Source organism: Labrys methylaminiphilus subsp. lupini, from assembly GCF_051161885.1.
Classification (GTDB): Bacteria; Pseudomonadota; Alphaproteobacteria; order Rhizobiales; family Labraceae; genus Labrys.
Genome location: NZ_JBMDIH010000002.1, coordinates 1365400 through 1381306, shown reverse-complemented (window position 1 = coordinate 1381306; position 15907 = coordinate 1365400). Strand labels below are relative to the sequence as shown.

The window sequence follows — 15907 nt, the reverse complement described above, 5'->3', positions numbered from 1 at the left end:
CATGACCGAGGTTTTCATCTGCGACTATGTCCGCACCCCAATCGGCCGTTTCGGTGGTGCGCTGGCGTCGGTTCGGGCCGACGATCTCGGTGCCGCGCCGCTGAAGGCACTGATGGCCCGCAATGCTGGCGTGGACTGGCGCGATGTCGACGACGTGATCTTCGGCTGCGCCAATCAGGCAGGTGAGGACAATCGCAATGTTGCCCGCATGTCGCTTCTCCTGGCGGGGCTTCCTCTCACGGTTCCCGGCACCACCATCAACCGGCTCTGCGGCTCGGGCATGGATGCCGTCCTTGCCGCGGCCCGTGCCATCAAGGCCGGCGAGGCCGGTTTGATGATTGCCGGCGGCGTCGAATCCATGTCGCGCGCGCCCTTCGTCATGCCCAAGGCGGACAGCGCCTTTTCGCGCCATGCCGAAATCCACGACACCACCATCGGCTGGCGTTTCGTCAATCCGGCGATGCACAAGGCCTATGGCACCGACTCCATGCCGCAGACCGGCCAGAACGTCGCAGATGATTTCGGCGTGTCCCGCGAGGCGCAGGACGTCATGGCGCTGGCCTCGCAGCAAAAAGCCGCTTCTGCGCAGGCCAATGGGCGGCTGGCGCAGGAAATCGTGCCGGTCACGATTCCACAGCGCAAGGGCGATCCGGTGGTGATGGACCGGGACGAGCATCCCCGTGCCACCACGCTGGAATCTCTCGCCAAGCTCAGGCCGCTGTTCGAGGGGGGCTCGGTCACGGCGGGCAATGCTTCGGGCGTGAATGACGGCGCTGCCGCGCTGATCCTGGCCTCGGAAGCGGCGGCGAAAGCCCATGGCCTGGCCCCGATTGCCCGCGTCCTGGGCGGTGCGATGGCCGGCGTGCCGCCGCGGATCATGGGGATCGGCCCGGCGCCGGCCTCGCAAAAGCTCATGACGCGGCTGGGGCTGACACAGGGCGATTTCGACGTGATCGAACTCAACGAAGCCTTTGCCGCGCAGGGGCTTGCCACACTGCGCGAACTCGGCATTGCCGATGACGATCCGCGTGTGAACCCGAATGGCGGCGCCATCGCGCTTGGTCATCCGCTCGGCATGTCCGGGGCTCGCATCACCGGAACGGCGGCGCTGGAATTGGCCCACAAGGGCGGCAGGCGCTCGCTCTCGACCATGTGCATCGGCGTCGGGCAAGGCATCGCCATCGCGCTCGAGCGCGTGTGAATCCCGCCTTTCCCAATCGCGATTACGCCGCATCCACTTGCAGGAACGACAGCACCTCCGCCACGAACTCCTGCGGGAACTCGATATTGCTGAGGTGAACGGCGGGCAGCACCTTCAGCCGGGCGCCGGGGATGGTGTTGGCGATCTCTTCGCTCTTGCCGAGAGAGGTGACCGTGTCGAACTCACCGGCAATGACCAGCGTGGGGGCTGCGATCAGGGCGATGGGGCGGCGTAGGTCGGCATCGCGCACTGCTGCCCAGTTGCCGGCAAGACCCTGCCGCGAGGTGTTCAGCAGCATCTCCCGGAAGGTTCGAATGACCGGCCCATTCGCCTCGATCATGGCCTTCGGAAACCAGTTGCCGATGAAGGTTTCCGCAGTCTCCTTCATATCCGGCGCGGCCAGTACGGCGGCGATGGCCTTGTCGAAATAGGCTGCGGGGCCGAGATGGGCGGCCGTGTTGCTCAACACCAGGCGCTCGATGCGCTCCGGCGCATGGATGGCGAGCCACTGGCCGACGAAGCCGCCCAGGGATAGGCCGAGGAAATGCGCGCGCTCGATGCCGAGCCAATCCATCAGCTCGAGCACGTCGCGGCCGAGCCGGCCGTCTGAATAGGCGCCGGGCGATACCTCCGAGGCGCCGTGGCCGCGAAAATCATAGCGAATGACCCGAAAATGTTTCGACAGCTGCGGGATCTGCAGATCCCACATATGCAGGGTCGTGCCAATGGAATTAGACAGGATGAGAGCCGGGCGATCTTCCGGGCCGTCCACCTTGTAGGCGATCTTGACGCCGTCTCCCGTGGTCAGGAACGACAGGGTTGCCGGCTCCTCAGGATCCGGCGTGGCCAGCCGGGCAATAGCGTTGGTCATAGCGTGCACCTTTTCATGCTGTGCTCTTTCTGGCGGCAGCGCCGGGATCGAGAGCCGCGCTCCTCGTTGGACGTTTCGAAATTAAGGCCGCAGAATTTCAATAAAAATTGAAAAGATTTTACAATCTTTGTAATAATAATTGGCAATGCAAGCCTTCACGCTCCAGGAAATCCAGTGCTTCGATGCCGTGGTCCGCGAAGGCGGCTTCCAGGCGGCGGCCGCCGCGCTCCACCGTTCGCATGCGGCGATATTCGCGGCGATCGCCAAGCTGGAGACCAATCTCGGCGTCCTCCTGCTCGACCGCAGCGGCTATCGCGTAACCCTGACCGAGGCCGGCCGCTCGTTCCACCGCAAGGCCCAGTCTCTGCTCGGCGAAATGGAGGCGCTGCGCATACATGCCCGCCAGCTCGCAATGGGCGAAGAGACGCATGTGCGCGTCATTCTCGGCGACACCTGCCCCCTGCATGAAGGCCTGCAACTGCTGGGCGGTTTCTTCTCGCAATGCCCGCAGACACGACTGGACCTCCATTTCGAGACGATCGGCGGCCCATCGGAACGGCTTTTGGAGGATGAGGCCGATCTGATCCTGCATTGGGTCGAAAAGGCCGATCCCCGCCTGGAATGGATCGACCTGGGCAAGGTGTCGTTCGTGCCGGTGGTTGCCCCGCGGTTTCTGCCGTTCGAGCTCACGCGCCGGATCTCACCGGATCAAATGCGCGGGCTCACCCAATGCATCATCCGCGATACGGTTCGTGCGGCCGCGAAGGTCAATTTCTACGTCTTGGAGGGGGCGCCGCAATGCACGGTCGCCGATCACGCGATGAAGAAGGAGGTCATCCTTCGCGGCATGGCCTGGGGACATCTGCCGCGCTTCATGATCGAGCAGGAATTGCGGGATGGGCGCCTTCTCTCCATCGCCGGCGCCTCCTTTCCGGGTGTTGAAACCGAGTTGGTCGCCGCGCGACGGCGTGATCGCCCGCACGGTCCCGTCGCCAACCGCCTTTGGGACTATATCGGCGTCCACGCACCTGCCTTGTGGACGAGCTAAAGCGTTGTCGCAATTCTTGACGGTTCCATCAAAATTCAAAACGCTTCAGGCTGATTCCTCGTATCGCGATAGGTTCCGGTTCAGAACCTCCAGGATCCTGTCCCTGGCCGGATCGCGTGCGCCCTTCAGCCAGGCCACTGAAAGCGGCAGCTTGTTGGTCATCGCGCCCGGCTCGATGGCAAGGGGCACGTAGACGACGCCGCTGACCGCGAGGCGGGCGGTCCATTGGGGGACGATGGCAATACCGATCCGCGCCGCCACGAGATTGACGATGGTCTGCTTTTCATCCGCCAATTGCGCGATCCTGGCCTGCAGGCCGGCTTCGGTGAACAGCTTGATGGTGAGGTCGTGGCTGTGGGGGCGGGATCGGCGCTCCGGAACGATGAGCGGCTCGTCCTCGAGCTCGCGGATCGCGACATGGGGCCGCTCCGCCAAGCGGTGATGGACCGACATCGCCACCACCGCGGTTTCGTGAAACAGCCGGACGGTCTTGATGCGGTGGTCCACCGCATCGGGCGGGCGAATGAAGGCGAGATCGATGCGCCCGGACAGCAGCCTTGGTAGCAGCCGGATGGTCTTGTCCTCGATGAGCTGGGTTGCCATGTCCGGATGAACAGCTCGAAGGTCCTGGAGAAGCGTCGGCAGGAGGCCGGCGGCGGCGCTGTCGATCGCACCGATCCTCAGCGGTTTGGCCGAGTTCCCGCCCATCGCCCTGAAGCGGGCCACAATGCCGTCGAATTGCTCGAGGAGTTGGCGCGCCTGCGGCAGGAGCGTTGTGCCCTCGCTGGTCAAGCCGACATTGCGCGTCGTGCGCAGCAGCAATTGCGTGCCCAGCGATTCCTCCAGAAGCCGGATATGCCGGCCCAATGAGGCCGGCAGCATGCCGAGCTTTTGCGCGGCCCGGCCGAAATGCAGTTCCTCCGCCACCATGGCGAAACACCGGAGTTGGCCGAGTTCCACGATCCTCTCCCAATTATACAAATAAATTATATAATCTTGGATGCATTGAAGTCCAGGGCTCCTCCGCGGAAAAACGATGAACAAGCGCAGCAGAAGCGCTCCGCAAAAAATGGGAGGAGATTGCCGTGGCAAGCGAGCTGGAAAGCCGTGTCTTACGCAAGATTTCATGGCGCATAGTGCCCTTCGTCATGCTGCTTTACTTCATTGCATTCCTCGACCGCGTGAATATCGGTTTTGCTGCACTGGAGATGAACAAGGAATTGGGCTTCTCCTCGACCATTTTCGGCCTGGGTGCCGGCATCTTCTTCCTCGGTTATTTTCTGTTCGAGGTGCCGTCCAATCTCATCCTCAACAAGGTCGGCGCACGCATCTGGATCGCGCGGGTGATGATCACCTGGGGCGTCATTTCCGGCCTGATGGCCTGCGTGCAGGGAGTGACGGATTTCTACATCCTTCGCTTCCTGCTTGGCGTCGCCGAAGCCGGTTTCTTCCCGGGCATCATCCTCTATCTGAGCTTCTGGTTCCCCGCCCGCCGCCGCGCCGCCGTCACGGCGATCTTCATGGCGGCGGCTCCCCTGTCCACGGCGCTGGGGTCACCAATATCCGGGATGCTCCTGGAAATGCACGGGCTGATGGGTCTGGCCGGATGGCAGTGGATGTTCCTGATCGAAGCTGCACCGGCGCTGGTCTTCGGCATCATCGTGCTGTTCTATCTCACCGATCGCCCGGAGAAGGCGAAATGGCTGACGGAGGAGGAGCGCGCCTGGCTGGTTGCTACCATGGCGGACGAGCAGAAGGCCAAGGGGCCCAGGGCCAGCCACGGCATCTGGGCGGGTCTGGCCGATATCCGCGTCCTTGCCCTTGCTCTGGTCTATTTCGGCACTTCCGCAGGTCTGTATACGCTTGGCATCTGGGCGCCCCAGATCATCAAGGAATTCGGCCTGACATCGCTGCAGGTCGGCTTCCTCAACGCCATACCGGCCGTGATGGCCGTCATCGCCATGGTGTTCTGGGCCCGTCATTCCGACCGGACCGGCGAACGCACCTGGCATGTCGTCTTCGCCTGCCTGCTGGCGGCGGCCGGCCTTGCCTTCGCTTCAGGTGCCAGCGGGATCGTCACCGTCCTGATCGCCCTGACGCTGGTCAATATCGGCATCAGCTGCTCGAAGCCGCCGCTGTGGAGCATGCCGACCCTGTTCCTCTCCGGCCCGGCCGCGGCAGCCGGCATCGCCACGATCAACTCCATCGGCAATCTCGGCGGCTTCGTCGGCCCCTCGATGATCGGCTGGATCAAGGACGTGACGGGCGGATTTGCCGGAGGGCTCTATTTCGTCGCCGGGCTTCTGGTGCTGTCGGCCGTGCTGACCCTGGTCCTCGCCCGTTCCGCCACCAGCACCCCAGATACTGCCAACACCAGCGCTGTCCGCCAGCATAGCTGATCCCTCTTTTTCCCCTGGAGCATAGAAGATGCGCGAATATTCCATCGCCGCCATTCCCGCAGATGGCATCGGCCCCGAAGTCATCGCCGCCGGCACCACGGTGCTGGCTGCGCTCGAAAGGCGCGACGGCAGGCTGAAGTTCAACATCGAGAATTTCGACTGGGGCTCCGACCACTATAAGAAGCACGGCGTGATGATGCCGGCTGACGGGCTGTCCAGGCTCAAGAAATTCGATGCCATCTATTTCGGCGCGGTCGGTGCGCCCGACGTCCCCGATCACATCACGCTGTGGGGGCTGCGCCTGCCGATCTGCCAGGGCTTCGACCAATATGCCAATGTCCGGCCGACCAAGATCCTGCCGGGCATCACCTCGCCCTTGCGCCATTGCGGGCCCGGTGATCTCGATTGGGTCATCGTGCGCGAAAACTCCGAGGGGGAATATTCCGGGCATGGCGGCCGCGCCCATAGGGGGCTTCCCGAGGAGGTCGGCACGGAAGTCGCGATCTTCACCCGCGTCGGCGTTACCCGCATCATGCGCTATGCCTTCAAGCTGGCCCAATCACGGCCGCGCAAGTTCCTGACGGTCGTCACCAAGTCGAATGCGCAGCGCCACGGCATGGTGATGTGGGACGAGATCGCCGCCGAGGTCGCCGGGGAGTTTCCGGACGTGAGTTGGGACAAGATGCTGGTCGACGCCATGACGGTGCGCATGACCCTCAATCCCAAGAGCCTCGACACCATCGTCGCCACCAACCTCCACGCCGATATTCTCTCCGATCTCGCCGGCGCGCTGGCCGGCAGCCTCGGCGTGGCGCCGACGGGCAATATCGATCCGGAGCGGCGTTTCCCCTCGATGTTCGAGCCGATCCACGGCTCGGCCTTCGACATCACCGGCAAGGGCATCGCTAATCCCGTGGCGACGTTCTGGACGGCCGCCCAGATGCTCGACCATCTCGGGGAGGCGGATGTCTCCGCCAGGCTGATGCGGGCAGTGGAAAGGGTGACGGGCTCAGGCATTCTGACGCCCGACGTCGGCGGCACGGCCACCACCAAGGAGGTCACTGATGCGGTCGTCGACGCGATCCATTCGTCCAATCTCTGAGCAAGTCGGCGATGGCGTCGCGAGATCTGCCAGTCTTTGCGGTCGCGACAAAAAAGCGAACCAGGGAGCAGGACAGATGAAAGTACCGGGGCTTTCGACTCGATTGAATCGTCGAGATATTCTGGCCGGTGCGGGTGCAACGATGCTCGCAATGGCTCTGGACAGGAAAGATGCCGTGGCGGCTGAAGCTCTTGAAGGCGTGAAGGCGCTGACCTTCGACGTGCAGGGAACCTGCGTCGATTTCTACCAGCCTATCCAGCGCATGGGAGCGAGCCTCAACCGCGCCAAGGCCATCGAAGTGGATTGGGCGCGCCTGTCGGCCGAATGGCGCGATCTCTATCGCCGCACGCTCGACGAGGTCATCGCCGGGCAGCGGCCGTGGATACGGGTGGATGCGATCTATCGTCAGGCCCTCGATGTCCTGCTGGAGCGCCATGCCTTGTCGGCGCGTTTTTCGATTGCGGAGCGCGACGAGCTCAACCTGGTCTGGACGAAGCTCGATGCCTGGCCCGACAGCGTGGCGGGGCTCGACCGGCTCGGGCGCAAATTCGTGACTTCGACCTTGTCGAATGCCGGCATGGCCGCGGTAGTCGCTGTAGTCAGGCATGCCGGCCTGCCCTTCGACGCGGTGCTGACCGCGGAGCTGGCCCGCAGCTACAAGCCTGCCCCGGCCGTCTATCAGCTCGCCGTCGACTATCTCGGTTACCGGCCCGACCAGATCATGATGGTCGCATGCCACAAATACGACCTCAAGGCAGCCAGGGCCTTCGGCATGCGGACCGCCTTCGTGGCGCGGCCGCAGGAGTTCGGACCGGAGGCCCGGCCTGACACGGCGCCCGAGCCTTGGTTCGACGTCCATGCCGGCAGCTTTACCGAATTGGCCGACAAGCTCGGCGCCTGAAAAATTCAGGCGAGGGCAGATCGGGCAGCCTGGCGCCGCTGGCGGCGCCATTCGAGCAGGATGGCGAGCAAGGTATAGCCGATGGCGAGCGCCCACAGGCCTAGGAACTGAAACCGGACATCGTCGATCGAGGCACCCATCTCGACCACCTGGGTCATGCCGGTGACGGCCATGCTGCCGGGAATGAGCTGGGCCAGGGCGCGCAGGACAGGCGGCACCGCTTCGATCGGCCAGGAGAAGCCCGAGAGGAAGAAGAGCGGCATGCCGAGGGCCGCGGCCGTGAGCTGCACGGTCAGCGGCGAACGCAGCATCAGCCCGATCACCATGCCGAGTGCGCTGACCGACAGCACGAAGGGCAAGGCGAACAGTGCCATGGTGCCGAGGGTTCCCAGCCGGGGAATGTTGTAGAAATAGGGAAGCACGATGAAATAGAACGGCACCAGGAGCGCGGCCACGGTCAGATAGGCGGCGAGCTTGCCCAGAACCGTGGAGGTCGCGCCGACATTGGGCGCGCTCTGCCCGGCGACACCGGGCATGCCGGCGATGGTGGCGAGCAGGCAGACCGCGATCAACAGGGTCTGCTGCATGATGATGGTAAAGGCGCCCGGCAGCACATAGGTCGCATAGCCGCCCTGGGGATTGAACAGGGGAATGGAGACGAGCGGCATCGGGCTGGTTGCCGACGCCGCGACCGCCGGGTCGATGCCAAGCCCGATGAGGCGGGCCGTCTCGACTTCGGTGCCGAAAGCGCGGGCCACCGTATTCACGGCGCCGGCGACGCGTGAGTTGATCAGGAAATAGCTGGCATCGGAATAGAGGGAAATCGGCGAGGCGCGGCCATGCAGGAGGTCGCGCTCGAAATGAAGCGGGATCACCACCGCGCCGGAGAGCGTGCGTTTGAAGACTTCACGCTCGGCGGTGGCAAGGTTGGGCAGGGCCATCGCCACCGCGACATCCGAGGAGGCATCGAGCCGCCGTGCCAGTTCGCGGCTGGCGGTTGTGCCGTCGAGGTCCACCACCGCGATCGGCACGTCGCGCAGCGCCTCGTTGCGATAGGGTTGCGGATAATAGACCGCGTAGATCAGGGCGGCGACGAACAGGGTCGAGAAGATCGCCTTGAGCGCGAAGATGCGCCCTAATTCGTGTCTGAAGGCCTTGAGGATACCGCTCATGCCCGCGCCTCCGCGCGCGCTGCCAAGGCAGCCCGCTTTTCAGCTTGGGTATGGCGGCCCATAAGCTCCAGCTTGAGGCCGGCCAGCAGCGCCAGGCCGATGACGAAGGCGAGCAGGATCGCGATGGGGTGCAGCGACAGATCCGGCGGCGTGCCCCGCAGCGTCTGGTCGATGCGGGCAGTCAGGTACCAGGTTCCCGGCAGCCCGGCGCTCCACCAATAGGCAAAGGCGTTCATGCCCAGGCGTGGGAAGCCGATCCCCATATAGCCGAAGGCAGGGGAAACGATCAGTGTTGCCAGGCTGAGGGCGGAGGCGACAGGCTTGATGAACAAGGTCAGCACCAAGCCGTAGAACTGGCAGGCCAGAATATAGAGCGTGCCGGCCGCCAACAGCAGGAAGGGATTGCCGCGCAGCGGCAGGCCGAGGAGACCGAAAAGGATAGCGTCGCTAAGGCCGAGTACGCCGAGGAAGATCAGCGTATAGGGCAACATCTTGCCGGCCAGGGCCGGCCACAGGCCCTTGCCCAGCCGGCGCAGGATGCGCAGGCGATGGCGTGTTTGCGTATCGAGCCCGACGGCATAGACCGAGGACAGAACGATCACGATCTGCAGCACGGCCGGCAAGATGCAGGCGAGCAGGAAATGGGCGTAGTTCAGGGTCGGATTGAAAAGGGCCTGCGTCTGCACGGGGATCGGCGTGATCGCCTGCTGGGCTGCTGCCGCCAGCGTGCCCCGGCTGGTTCGCAGCGAGATTCGCACAGCCCCCTCGACCGCGGGCACCGCATTGTTGACGCCGCGGGAGGCCAGGCCGCCGGGCGTCATCAGCTGATTGTTGTAGAAGAACACGACCTGAGGCTGGCGGCCGGCAAAGACATCGCGCTCCAGGTTCTTGGGCAGCATCAACAGGCCATAGATCTTGCCGGACTGGATGGCCCGCTTGCCTTCGCCGAGATCGGCGACGCGCATGCCGATCGCGGTATCGGGCGTGGCATCGACGGTGCGGATGACCTGGCGCGACAACTCGCTGCCGTCGAGATCGAGCACTGCGATCGGCAGGCGCGTCACCAGGCCCGCGCTGAAGGTCACCGACAGCACCGCGATCAAGATCAAGGGGATGATCGTGGTCAGGCACAGCAGGAAGGGGCGGCGGCGCAGCCAGGCGAATTCCCGGCAGAACACCAGCCAGAAGCCGGCTCTGATGCGGCCAACACCGGTCATCTCAATGGCCTTGCCGGTTCCAGGCCGCGATGACGCTCATGCCTGGCCGCAATCCCTCCACGCGGTCGACAGGCTTGGCCCGGACTTCGAAGGTGCGCAGGTCGAAGTCCCCGGTGGCTCGGGTGGCCCGCCATGTCGCGAACTGGCCCTGGACATTGATGGTGGTGACATGGACGCTCAGCGTCTTGGTGGCCAAGGCGGGGATGGTGACCTCGAACTTGTCGCCGACCTTGAGCCCGGCCAGCAGGTCTTCACGCAGGTTGAAGGTGAACCAGGGATCATCGATATCGATCACCGAATAGATGGGCGCGCCGGCGCTGAAGTTCTCGCCGAGTTCGGCGACCCGTGTGGTCACCTGTCCAGAGATCGGAGCCTTGATGGTCATCTCGCTCACATCGGCCTCGCGTTGGCCGAGGCTGGCCTCGGCCTGCTTGACCTGAGCGGCCGACAGGGCTTTCTCCTCGTCGCTCGCACCCTTTTCCACCAGGCGCAGCTGCGCTTCGGCCGCTTCCTGCTTGCGGGTCGCAGCCTCGAGATTGCGGGTGGCCTCATCGACCCGCTGCTGGGGCGTGTTGCCGCTCCTGACCAGCGCGGCCTGGCGATTGGAGACTTCTTGATAGAGCACGACATCCGCCTTGGCGGCGGCGAGGTCGGCCTTGCGGGCATCGATGGTTTCCTGTCGCGTGCTGTTGACGCGTCCGAAATCGGCCTTGGCGACATTGAAGGCCGCCCGCGCTGCCAGCAGGCCGGCATCGAGCTGGGGGCTCTCCAATTGGGCGATCACGTCGCCTTGCTTGACATTGTCCCCGACATCGACGGCCAGCTTGGCGATGCGGCCGCCCACCCGGGAACTGATGTCGACCCGGTTGGCGGTGACTTCCCCTTGCACGATCAGCGGCGGAGGGCGCGTCGCGAACCACAGCACCGCGCCCAGCGCGGCCAGCGCGCCAATGCCGATGATCGACCGGAAAACAGCACGTCCCTTGGTGTCAGCTGCCACGAAACACCCCCGCAAACAGGTGAAAGGCCTGGAAATGACGATTATCCCAGCATCGATCTAGGGCGCAGTTGCAGAATTGATCAAGCCCCGATCGGCATCGTGACGTGAAAAACGCTCCCTATCTCGTTTATTTCAGGTGCACGACGCATGGTTAATAAAGGATACAGCGATATTATACCAATGAATAGCAGAATAATACCTTCTTGGTTTTCTGAAAAGCAAAGCATTTATCGATGTGTGCCTGATTCCAGTAGGTGCTATGCTGCTTTATGAATTACCGGAATCGGCAAGAATTCCAAGACGTTCTGATGCAAAGTGTTGGAGCAAGGCAGCGTTCGGTCGTGAACAGCTTTGGCCTGGTCACTGAAGGCGGCAGGAATGCCTTCAGTGTTCTTGTAGCTCGAATGGCCCGTAGCCATGAGGCTATGGCGCCGCGAGAACGGGAGCGTGGTTGCTCCTCGGGTTCAGTTCGTTCCGGCCAGTGCCACGGCATCGGCGCCCGCAGCGATGCGCAGGGGGCAGGACGGATCGTTCGCCGCGCGCCACACCGCTTCTGCAACGTCCTGTGCCTGGGTCGCCGCGGACGTCTGCCCCCATTCGGCGAAGATGCTCTGCGCCAAGCCGGCATAGGCTTCGGGAATGCCTTCCTGCATGCGAGCTCGCGCGTTTTCGCCGAAACGGGTCTCCGGCGCTCGCCCGGGCAGCACCAGGCTGACGCGTATATCGAAGGGATGCAGTTCAAGCGCCAGCGATTCCGTGAAGGCGTTCACTGCCGTCTTGCTGGCGCTGTAGACGGCGAGCAGCGGAAACGGCTTGTATGTCACGCTGGAGGTGACGTTTACGATGACGCCGGATCGGCGCTGCCTGAACTGGGGCAGCAGGGCCTGCGTCACCGCGATGGTGCCGAGCGTATTCGTCTCGAAGACCTCGCGGATATCAGCCATGGAAGTGCCTTCGAGGGCGTTCAAAACGCCGATCCCGGCATTGTTGACCAGGACGTCGATCGGCCCCGCGGCTGTCACAGCGCGTTTGATGCTGTCGGGATCGGTGACGTCGAGGGCGAGCAGGCGCATATGCTCGGAGTGGGGCAGGATCTCCTCGCGGGGCGTGCGCATCGTGGCGATGACCTTCCAGTCGCGATCGAGGAAGTAGCGGGCCGTTTCGAGGCCGAATCCGGACGAGCATCCGGTAATCAGGACGGTTTTCATCGGGGCTTTCGCAAATTCGTTGGCGGAGTCGGAAAGCTAGATCGCCGTTCTCGGACTTGCTACAATGAGAAGTCCATATATCATTTGCAGAAGTCCGGATTTGATCGACCCGCTCACCGAAATTGTCACACTGCTCCAACCTGAGGCCCGGTTTTCGAAAGTCGTCGGCGCGGCAGGGTCCTGGCGTGTCCGCCGAACGGAAGCGGGCCGGCCATTCTACTGCGCGATCCTTGAAGGTGCATGTCGCCTCGTGGCCGATGGACAGGAGCCGATCGATCTCCAAGCCGGCGATTTCATGCTGATTCCCGCGGCTCATGGCTTCACCATGTCGAGTCAAGCCCCGATGGCATCGGACGCGATCGACAGCACGCCGATTGCCCTTGGCGACGGCGAATTCAGGCTCGGCTTTCCCGCTGGCCCGCCCGATGTCGTGATGTTGATAGGCTATTGCGATTTCGCTTCGCCCGATGCGGCCCTGCTGGTTTCACTGCTGCCGCAACTCGTCCATGTGCGCGGAGAGAGCCGGCTTACGACCCTGGTGCAACTCGTCGGTGAGGAGTCACAAGGGACGCGGCCCGCACGCGAGGTCATTCTGGCACGGCTGCTGGAGGTTCTTCTCATCGAAGCGCTGCGGTCGACGGCCCGGACCGCTGCCTCCGCCGGACTCCTGCGCGGCCTGGGTGACGGGCGCCTTACAGCCGCGATCCGCCGCATGCACGAAGATCCGGCCCGGCCGTGGACCGTGGTGCAATTGGCGCAGGAAGCGGCCCTGTCCCGTTCGGCTTTCTTCGAGCGGTTCAAGCGCATGGTCGGCGTCGCGCCGATGGAATATCTGCTGGCCTGGCGCATGGCCCTGGCCAAGCCCCTGTTGCGGCGCGGCGAGGGCGGCATCGCCGAGATCGCCGAACGGGTGGGCTATAGTTCAGCGAGCACGTTCAGTGTCGCCTTCACCCGGCATGTCGGTCTGCCGCCGGCCCATTACGCCCGACTGCATGGGCCATCGGGCCATCTCTGAAAGGGGCTGCTTGCCAGGCCCGAGCGCGCCGTACTCCATGGACGTAGTCACGGAGGAATCACGAGGCCGTGCGACAGTCGAGATACTGCCAGCCCCTGCCTTAGGGGGAGCTGGCGGGTGACACGGTCCTAAGGAAACGACCTTGCCCGGCGTTCACAGCGTCGGGCTCTTTGTGCATTGAGGGCGGAGGCTGCGACCCGCTCGCCTGTGCCATTGGGAATAGCCTGCCAACTGGCTGCCGAGGACATTGTACCGGCTTGAATGAACGGGGTTTCCGGGACAGCTTCGGTGTCCTTGGCAAAAGTTCGAAATCGCATCGGGTGCCAAAAGCCGAGATTGAAGCCTCTGGGAGGAGGCTCAGCATGAGCACTGGTACTGTCAAATGGTTCGATCCCGCCAAGGGGTACGGCTTCATCGCACCGGACAATGGCAGTCGGGATATCTTCGTTCATATTACCGCCGTGACGCGCTCAGGGCTTGGCGAACTGCACGAGGGGCAGAAGGTGAGCTTCGAGCTCGTCGTCGATCGCAAGACCGGCAGCTCAAAAGCAGGTGCGCTGAAGCGTTGCTGAAGCATCCACTGCCGCCAATATCTGGCGGGCAACTTCACTTCTTCGCACCCGGACGCCGGCTCTCCATCAATTTGCCGTCCTCTGCCGACATGCAAGGTGGGTAAAGGAAACGTAACGCTTCCCGGCTAGCCTGACCCCGTGCGGATTATGGCCATGCTCGCCTGGCTTTCGCATTGCTCGTGCCGCGCCTTCTTCGCGGGCCGGTTCGGCGATAAAGAGGGAAAGAACTTACGATGGCTCGGTCGGCTCATACCCCCAAGGCGGCCCTTCCCATCCGCAGGATGGAGATCCTGAAAGCAGCCCTCGGACCACATTACACAAGGAAAATCGGCTCGGTGCGACTGAAATCCAGGCTGGTGAAGGGCGTGGGCATCACCTGCCTGTCTCTTGGCGCCGCTGTCGGCGCGGGATCGTTCGAGGCTTTGGCGGCTGGCCAGGCCGCCGGCATTCCCGGCTGGTTGATGACGTATGTCGGCGAGGGGCAGGGACAGATTGCCCTGCCGGTCCTGCAGAGGGCGCGAGCGCTCTATGTTCAGAAGGCGAGCCAGGGAACCGTCAACAATCCCTGCTATTTCGCCATGGATGCGACGCGCCCCAACGATCCCGGCAGCTCGGGCGGACGCTTCTACATCATCTGCGAATCCCAGCACTCGTTCCGGGCCATTTCGGCGGGGCATGGTGGCGGCCGCAATCTGAGGGGCGTGGCGGATTTCTCCAATGGACGACGCTGCGCGAGGCATTTCGGCAATGCGCAGGATTCGGAACTGACGACGGGCGGCGCCTATGTGACTGCCGAGACAAAAACCTCGTTCAAGGGCTATTATCGCGTGGCCGTAAACCAGGACGCGGCATTTCTGCGGTCCTTCATCCAATTCGATGGTGTGGGCGAGACCGCGAACGCCCGCCAGCGCGCCATCGGCGGCCATGCCGCCGTCGCCCTGAAGGGCGTGTGCTTGCGCAAGGCTCCGAGCAGCCCCTATGCGAACCAGGATGGTTACGTTCCCTTCGGCAAGCTGGTGGATTATGCGGGCGGCCGCAGCAATGGCTGCACCAGTTGGTCGCTCGGAGACGTGAAGCAGATCCTGTCCATGGTGAAGGACTATCCGACCACGCTCTACATCTATCCCGAAGCCGCCGACGTCAGCAATGTCGCACGCTCGGTGGCGGCCGGGCAGTCGCCTGCCCGCGCCGGCCTCTATTGGAACGCTGCCTGCCTGAGGGAGATCGGGGCTCCCAAATACTGGTCGCGGCAAGTGCTCGAGCCGGTCTTGGCGCAATACAAGCTCGACCACCCTGCGCCGCCGCCACGGCCGACCCCGATCTGCGAAGGCAGCGAATAAGCGCGACCACCACGTAAAGTGCGCGCGACAGCGCGGGAAAACTCGGCGCAGCCTCGCCCTCTGGGGACCGAGGGCGAGGCTCCCCCAAACCGCGCTTTTCCGTCGAATCGTTTGCCTCGGGACGCCGCGTGGGCTTCATCTGCCGCGGCGAAGATCAGAACCGGCCTCATAGTTGCCAGGAATAGCCGCCGTTATGGTGGCCTGACGATTGAACGGCTTTGAGAAAGTCGCCAATATCACCCTCCGGTCTGGAGAGTTCACCAATGAGGATTGCCTTCGCCTTGTCTTGCGCCGGCCTGATCACCTGCTTGGGCATCGCGCCGGCTTGGGCCGATGGTGCCAGTTGCAGCGACATCAAGCGGGCATTGGTCTCTGCCAATATGGACTTCATGCGCATCGAGCGGGGGCCGCTGCCGGTGGCGCCGGTGCAGGCCGCCCTGGTGATCGGTCAGATGTCCGCCCTCACGCAACTCACCCGGCTCGCTTGCGAGGAGGAGGATGCCCGCCAGATCGCGAAGGTCGTGGGGATCCGCCTGCACGCCCTGCAGGCGATGCTGCCGATCGGTTCAGCCCCCATCGAGACGGCGGAGGCCCCCGAAACCCCACCCACCGCAGCCACCCCACCCACGCCGCCCCCGGCGCCACCCAGCGAAGACCGCCGACAGGCCACGCGAAAGCCGGCGAGTGCTGTCGGCTGCCATCGCGTTTATTATACGAGGGACGGTCATCGTTATTGGCGCTGCCAGCGCTGACGCCAGCCGGCCTCGCCATGCCCGAGATTCACCTCGGACCGGGAGCGAGGCTGAGGTCCGCTGCTTTGCGCCACGATCCTGGTGAGTAGCTGCCATCGCCGCTGCCGAC

Annotated in this window: 15 protein-coding genes; 9 read left to right on the top strand and 6 right to left on the bottom strand. The window is 63.7% G+C overall.

Annotated features, from left to right (window positions below; all coding sequences use genetic code 11):
• Position 1: 1 nt before the first annotated feature.
• Complete coding sequence (pcaF, locus tag ACN6KF_RS31990) at positions 2-1201, top strand: 3-oxoadipyl-CoA thiolase (protein WP_434960915.1); 1200 nt, start codon at positions 2-4, stop codon at positions 1199-1201.
• Positions 1202-1223: 22 nt separating this feature from the next.
• Here pcaF and ACN6KF_RS31985 read toward each other — a convergent pair whose 3' ends face one another.
• Positions 1224-2072 (bottom strand): alpha/beta fold hydrolase, encoded by an 849-nt coding sequence (locus ACN6KF_RS31985; protein WP_434960914.1) that lies wholly within the window; start codon positions 2070-2072, stop codon positions 1224-1226.
• A 145-nt stretch (positions 2073-2217) separates the two neighbouring features.
• On the opposite strand from ACN6KF_RS31985, the gene ACN6KF_RS31980 reads away from it, so the two are divergent.
• Positions 2218-3120 carry a LysR family transcriptional regulator gene (locus ACN6KF_RS31980; protein WP_434960913.1) on the top strand — a complete coding sequence of 301 codons (903 nt, stop codon included), beginning with the start codon at positions 2218-2220 and terminating at the stop codon, positions 3118-3120.
• Between the two features lie 45 nt (positions 3121-3165).
• On the opposite strand, the gene ACN6KF_RS31975 is transcribed toward ACN6KF_RS31980, so the two are convergent.
• A complete protein-coding gene (locus ACN6KF_RS31975) occupies positions 3166-4080 on the bottom strand; it encodes a LysR family transcriptional regulator (RefSeq protein ID WP_434960912.1) in 915 nt (304 codons plus the stop codon).
• A gap of 125 nt (positions 4081-4205) precedes the next feature.
• On the opposite strand from ACN6KF_RS31975, the gene ACN6KF_RS31970 reads away from it, so the two are divergent.
• The 3 genes from ACN6KF_RS31970 (at position 4206) to ACN6KF_RS31960 (ending at position 7522) form a co-directional block, all read left to right on the top strand.
• Positions 4206-5519, top strand: coding sequence for an MFS transporter (locus tag ACN6KF_RS31970; RefSeq protein WP_434960911.1), 1314 nt, complete (start codon positions 4206-4208; stop codon positions 5517-5519).
• Positions 5520-5547: 28 nt separating this feature from the next.
• Positions 5548-6621, top strand: coding sequence for a tartrate dehydrogenase (locus tag ACN6KF_RS31965; protein ID WP_434960910.1), 1074 nt, complete (start codon positions 5548-5550; stop codon positions 6619-6621).
• Between the two features lie 175 nt (positions 6622-6796).
• The gene (locus ACN6KF_RS31960) at positions 6797-7522 is read left to right on the top strand and encodes a haloacid dehalogenase type II (RefSeq protein WP_434960909.1); all 726 of its coding nucleotides are present in this window, start codon (positions 6797-6799) and stop codon (positions 7520-7522) included.
• Between the two features lie 5 nt (positions 7523-7527).
• Here ACN6KF_RS31960 and ACN6KF_RS31955 read toward each other — a convergent pair whose 3' ends face one another.
• The 4 genes from ACN6KF_RS31955 to ACN6KF_RS31940 all read right to left on the bottom strand — a co-directional run bounded on the left by ACN6KF_RS31955 (position 7528) and on the right by ACN6KF_RS31940 (position 12119).
• The gene (locus ACN6KF_RS31955; RefSeq protein ID WP_434960908.1) at positions 7528-8694 is read right to left on the bottom strand and encodes an ABC transporter permease; all 1167 of its coding nucleotides are present in this window, start codon (positions 8692-8694) and stop codon (positions 7528-7530) included.
• A complete protein-coding gene (locus tag ACN6KF_RS31950) occupies positions 8691-9911 on the bottom strand; it encodes an ABC transporter permease (RefSeq protein ID WP_434960907.1) in 1221 nt (406 codons plus the stop codon). The genes ACN6KF_RS31955 and ACN6KF_RS31950 overlap by 4 nt, the downstream gene beginning before the upstream one ends.
• A gap of 1 nt (position 9912) precedes the next feature.
• Positions 9913-10911, bottom strand: a complete 999-nt coding sequence (locus ACN6KF_RS31945) for an HlyD family secretion protein (RefSeq protein WP_434960906.1) — start codon at positions 10909-10911, stop codon at positions 9913-9915.
• A 464-nt stretch (positions 10912-11375) separates the two neighbouring features.
• On the bottom strand, positions 11376-12119 hold the full coding sequence (locus ACN6KF_RS31940; RefSeq protein ID WP_434960905.1) for an SDR family oxidoreductase: 744 nt from the start codon (positions 12117-12119) through the stop codon (positions 11376-11378).
• A gap of 100 nt (positions 12120-12219) precedes the next feature.
• Here ACN6KF_RS31940 and ACN6KF_RS31935 point away from each other — a divergent pair, with 100 nt between their 5' ends.
• The 4 genes from ACN6KF_RS31935 (at position 12220) to ACN6KF_RS31920 (ending at position 15798) form a co-directional block, all read left to right on the top strand.
• Positions 12220-13134: an AraC family transcriptional regulator gene (locus ACN6KF_RS31935; RefSeq protein WP_434960904.1), complete on the top strand. Its 915-nt coding sequence runs from the start codon at positions 12220-12222 to the stop codon at positions 13132-13134.
• A gap of 362 nt (positions 13135-13496) precedes the next feature.
• A complete protein-coding gene (locus tag ACN6KF_RS31930; RefSeq protein WP_434960903.1) occupies positions 13497-13706 on the top strand; it encodes a cold-shock protein in 210 nt (69 codons plus the stop codon).
• A gap of 335 nt (positions 13707-14041) precedes the next feature.
• The gene (locus ACN6KF_RS31925; protein WP_434960902.1) at positions 14042-15046 is read left to right on the top strand and encodes a hypothetical protein; all 1005 of its coding nucleotides are present in this window, start codon (positions 14042-14044) and stop codon (positions 15044-15046) included.
• A gap of 263 nt (positions 15047-15309) precedes the next feature.
• The gene (locus tag ACN6KF_RS31920; RefSeq protein ID WP_434960901.1) at positions 15310-15798 is read left to right on the top strand and encodes a hypothetical protein; all 489 of its coding nucleotides are present in this window, start codon (positions 15310-15312) and stop codon (positions 15796-15798) included.
• Positions 15799-15907 lie beyond the last annotated feature (109 nt).

Bases quoted from the DNA above. Each gene is read 5' to 3' on its own strand.
- ACN6KF_RS31920 (WP_434960901.1), top strand. From the start codon at position 15,310: ATGAGGATTGCCTTCGCCTTGTCTTGCGCCGGCCTGATCACCTGCTTG.
- ACN6KF_RS31950 (WP_434960907.1), bottom strand. From the start codon at position 9,911: ATGACCGGTGTTGGCCGCATCAGAGCCGGCTTCTGGCTGGTGTTCTGC.
- ACN6KF_RS31985 (WP_434960914.1), bottom strand. From the start codon at position 2,072: ATGACCAACGCTATTGCCCGGCTGGCCACGCCGGATCCTGAGGAGCCG.
- ACN6KF_RS31955 (WP_434960908.1), bottom strand. From the start codon at position 8,694: ATGAGCGGTATCCTCAAGGCCTTCAGACACGAATTAGGGCGCATCTTC.
- ACN6KF_RS31980 (WP_434960913.1), top strand. From the start codon at position 2,218: ATGCAAGCCTTCACGCTCCAGGAAATCCAGTGCTTCGATGCCGTGGTC.
- ACN6KF_RS31965 (WP_434960910.1), top strand. From the start codon at position 5,548: ATGCGCGAATATTCCATCGCCGCCATTCCCGCAGATGGCATCGGCCCC.
- ACN6KF_RS31930 (WP_434960903.1), top strand. From the start codon at position 13,497: ATGAGCACTGGTACTGTCAAATGGTTCGATCCCGCCAAGGGGTACGGC.
- pcaF (WP_434960915.1), top strand. From the start codon at position 2: ATGACCGAGGTTTTCATCTGCGACTATGTCCGCACCCCAATCGGCCGT.
- ACN6KF_RS31940 (WP_434960905.1), bottom strand. From the start codon at position 12,119: ATGAAAACCGTCCTGATTACCGGATGCTCGTCCGGATTCGGCCTCGAA.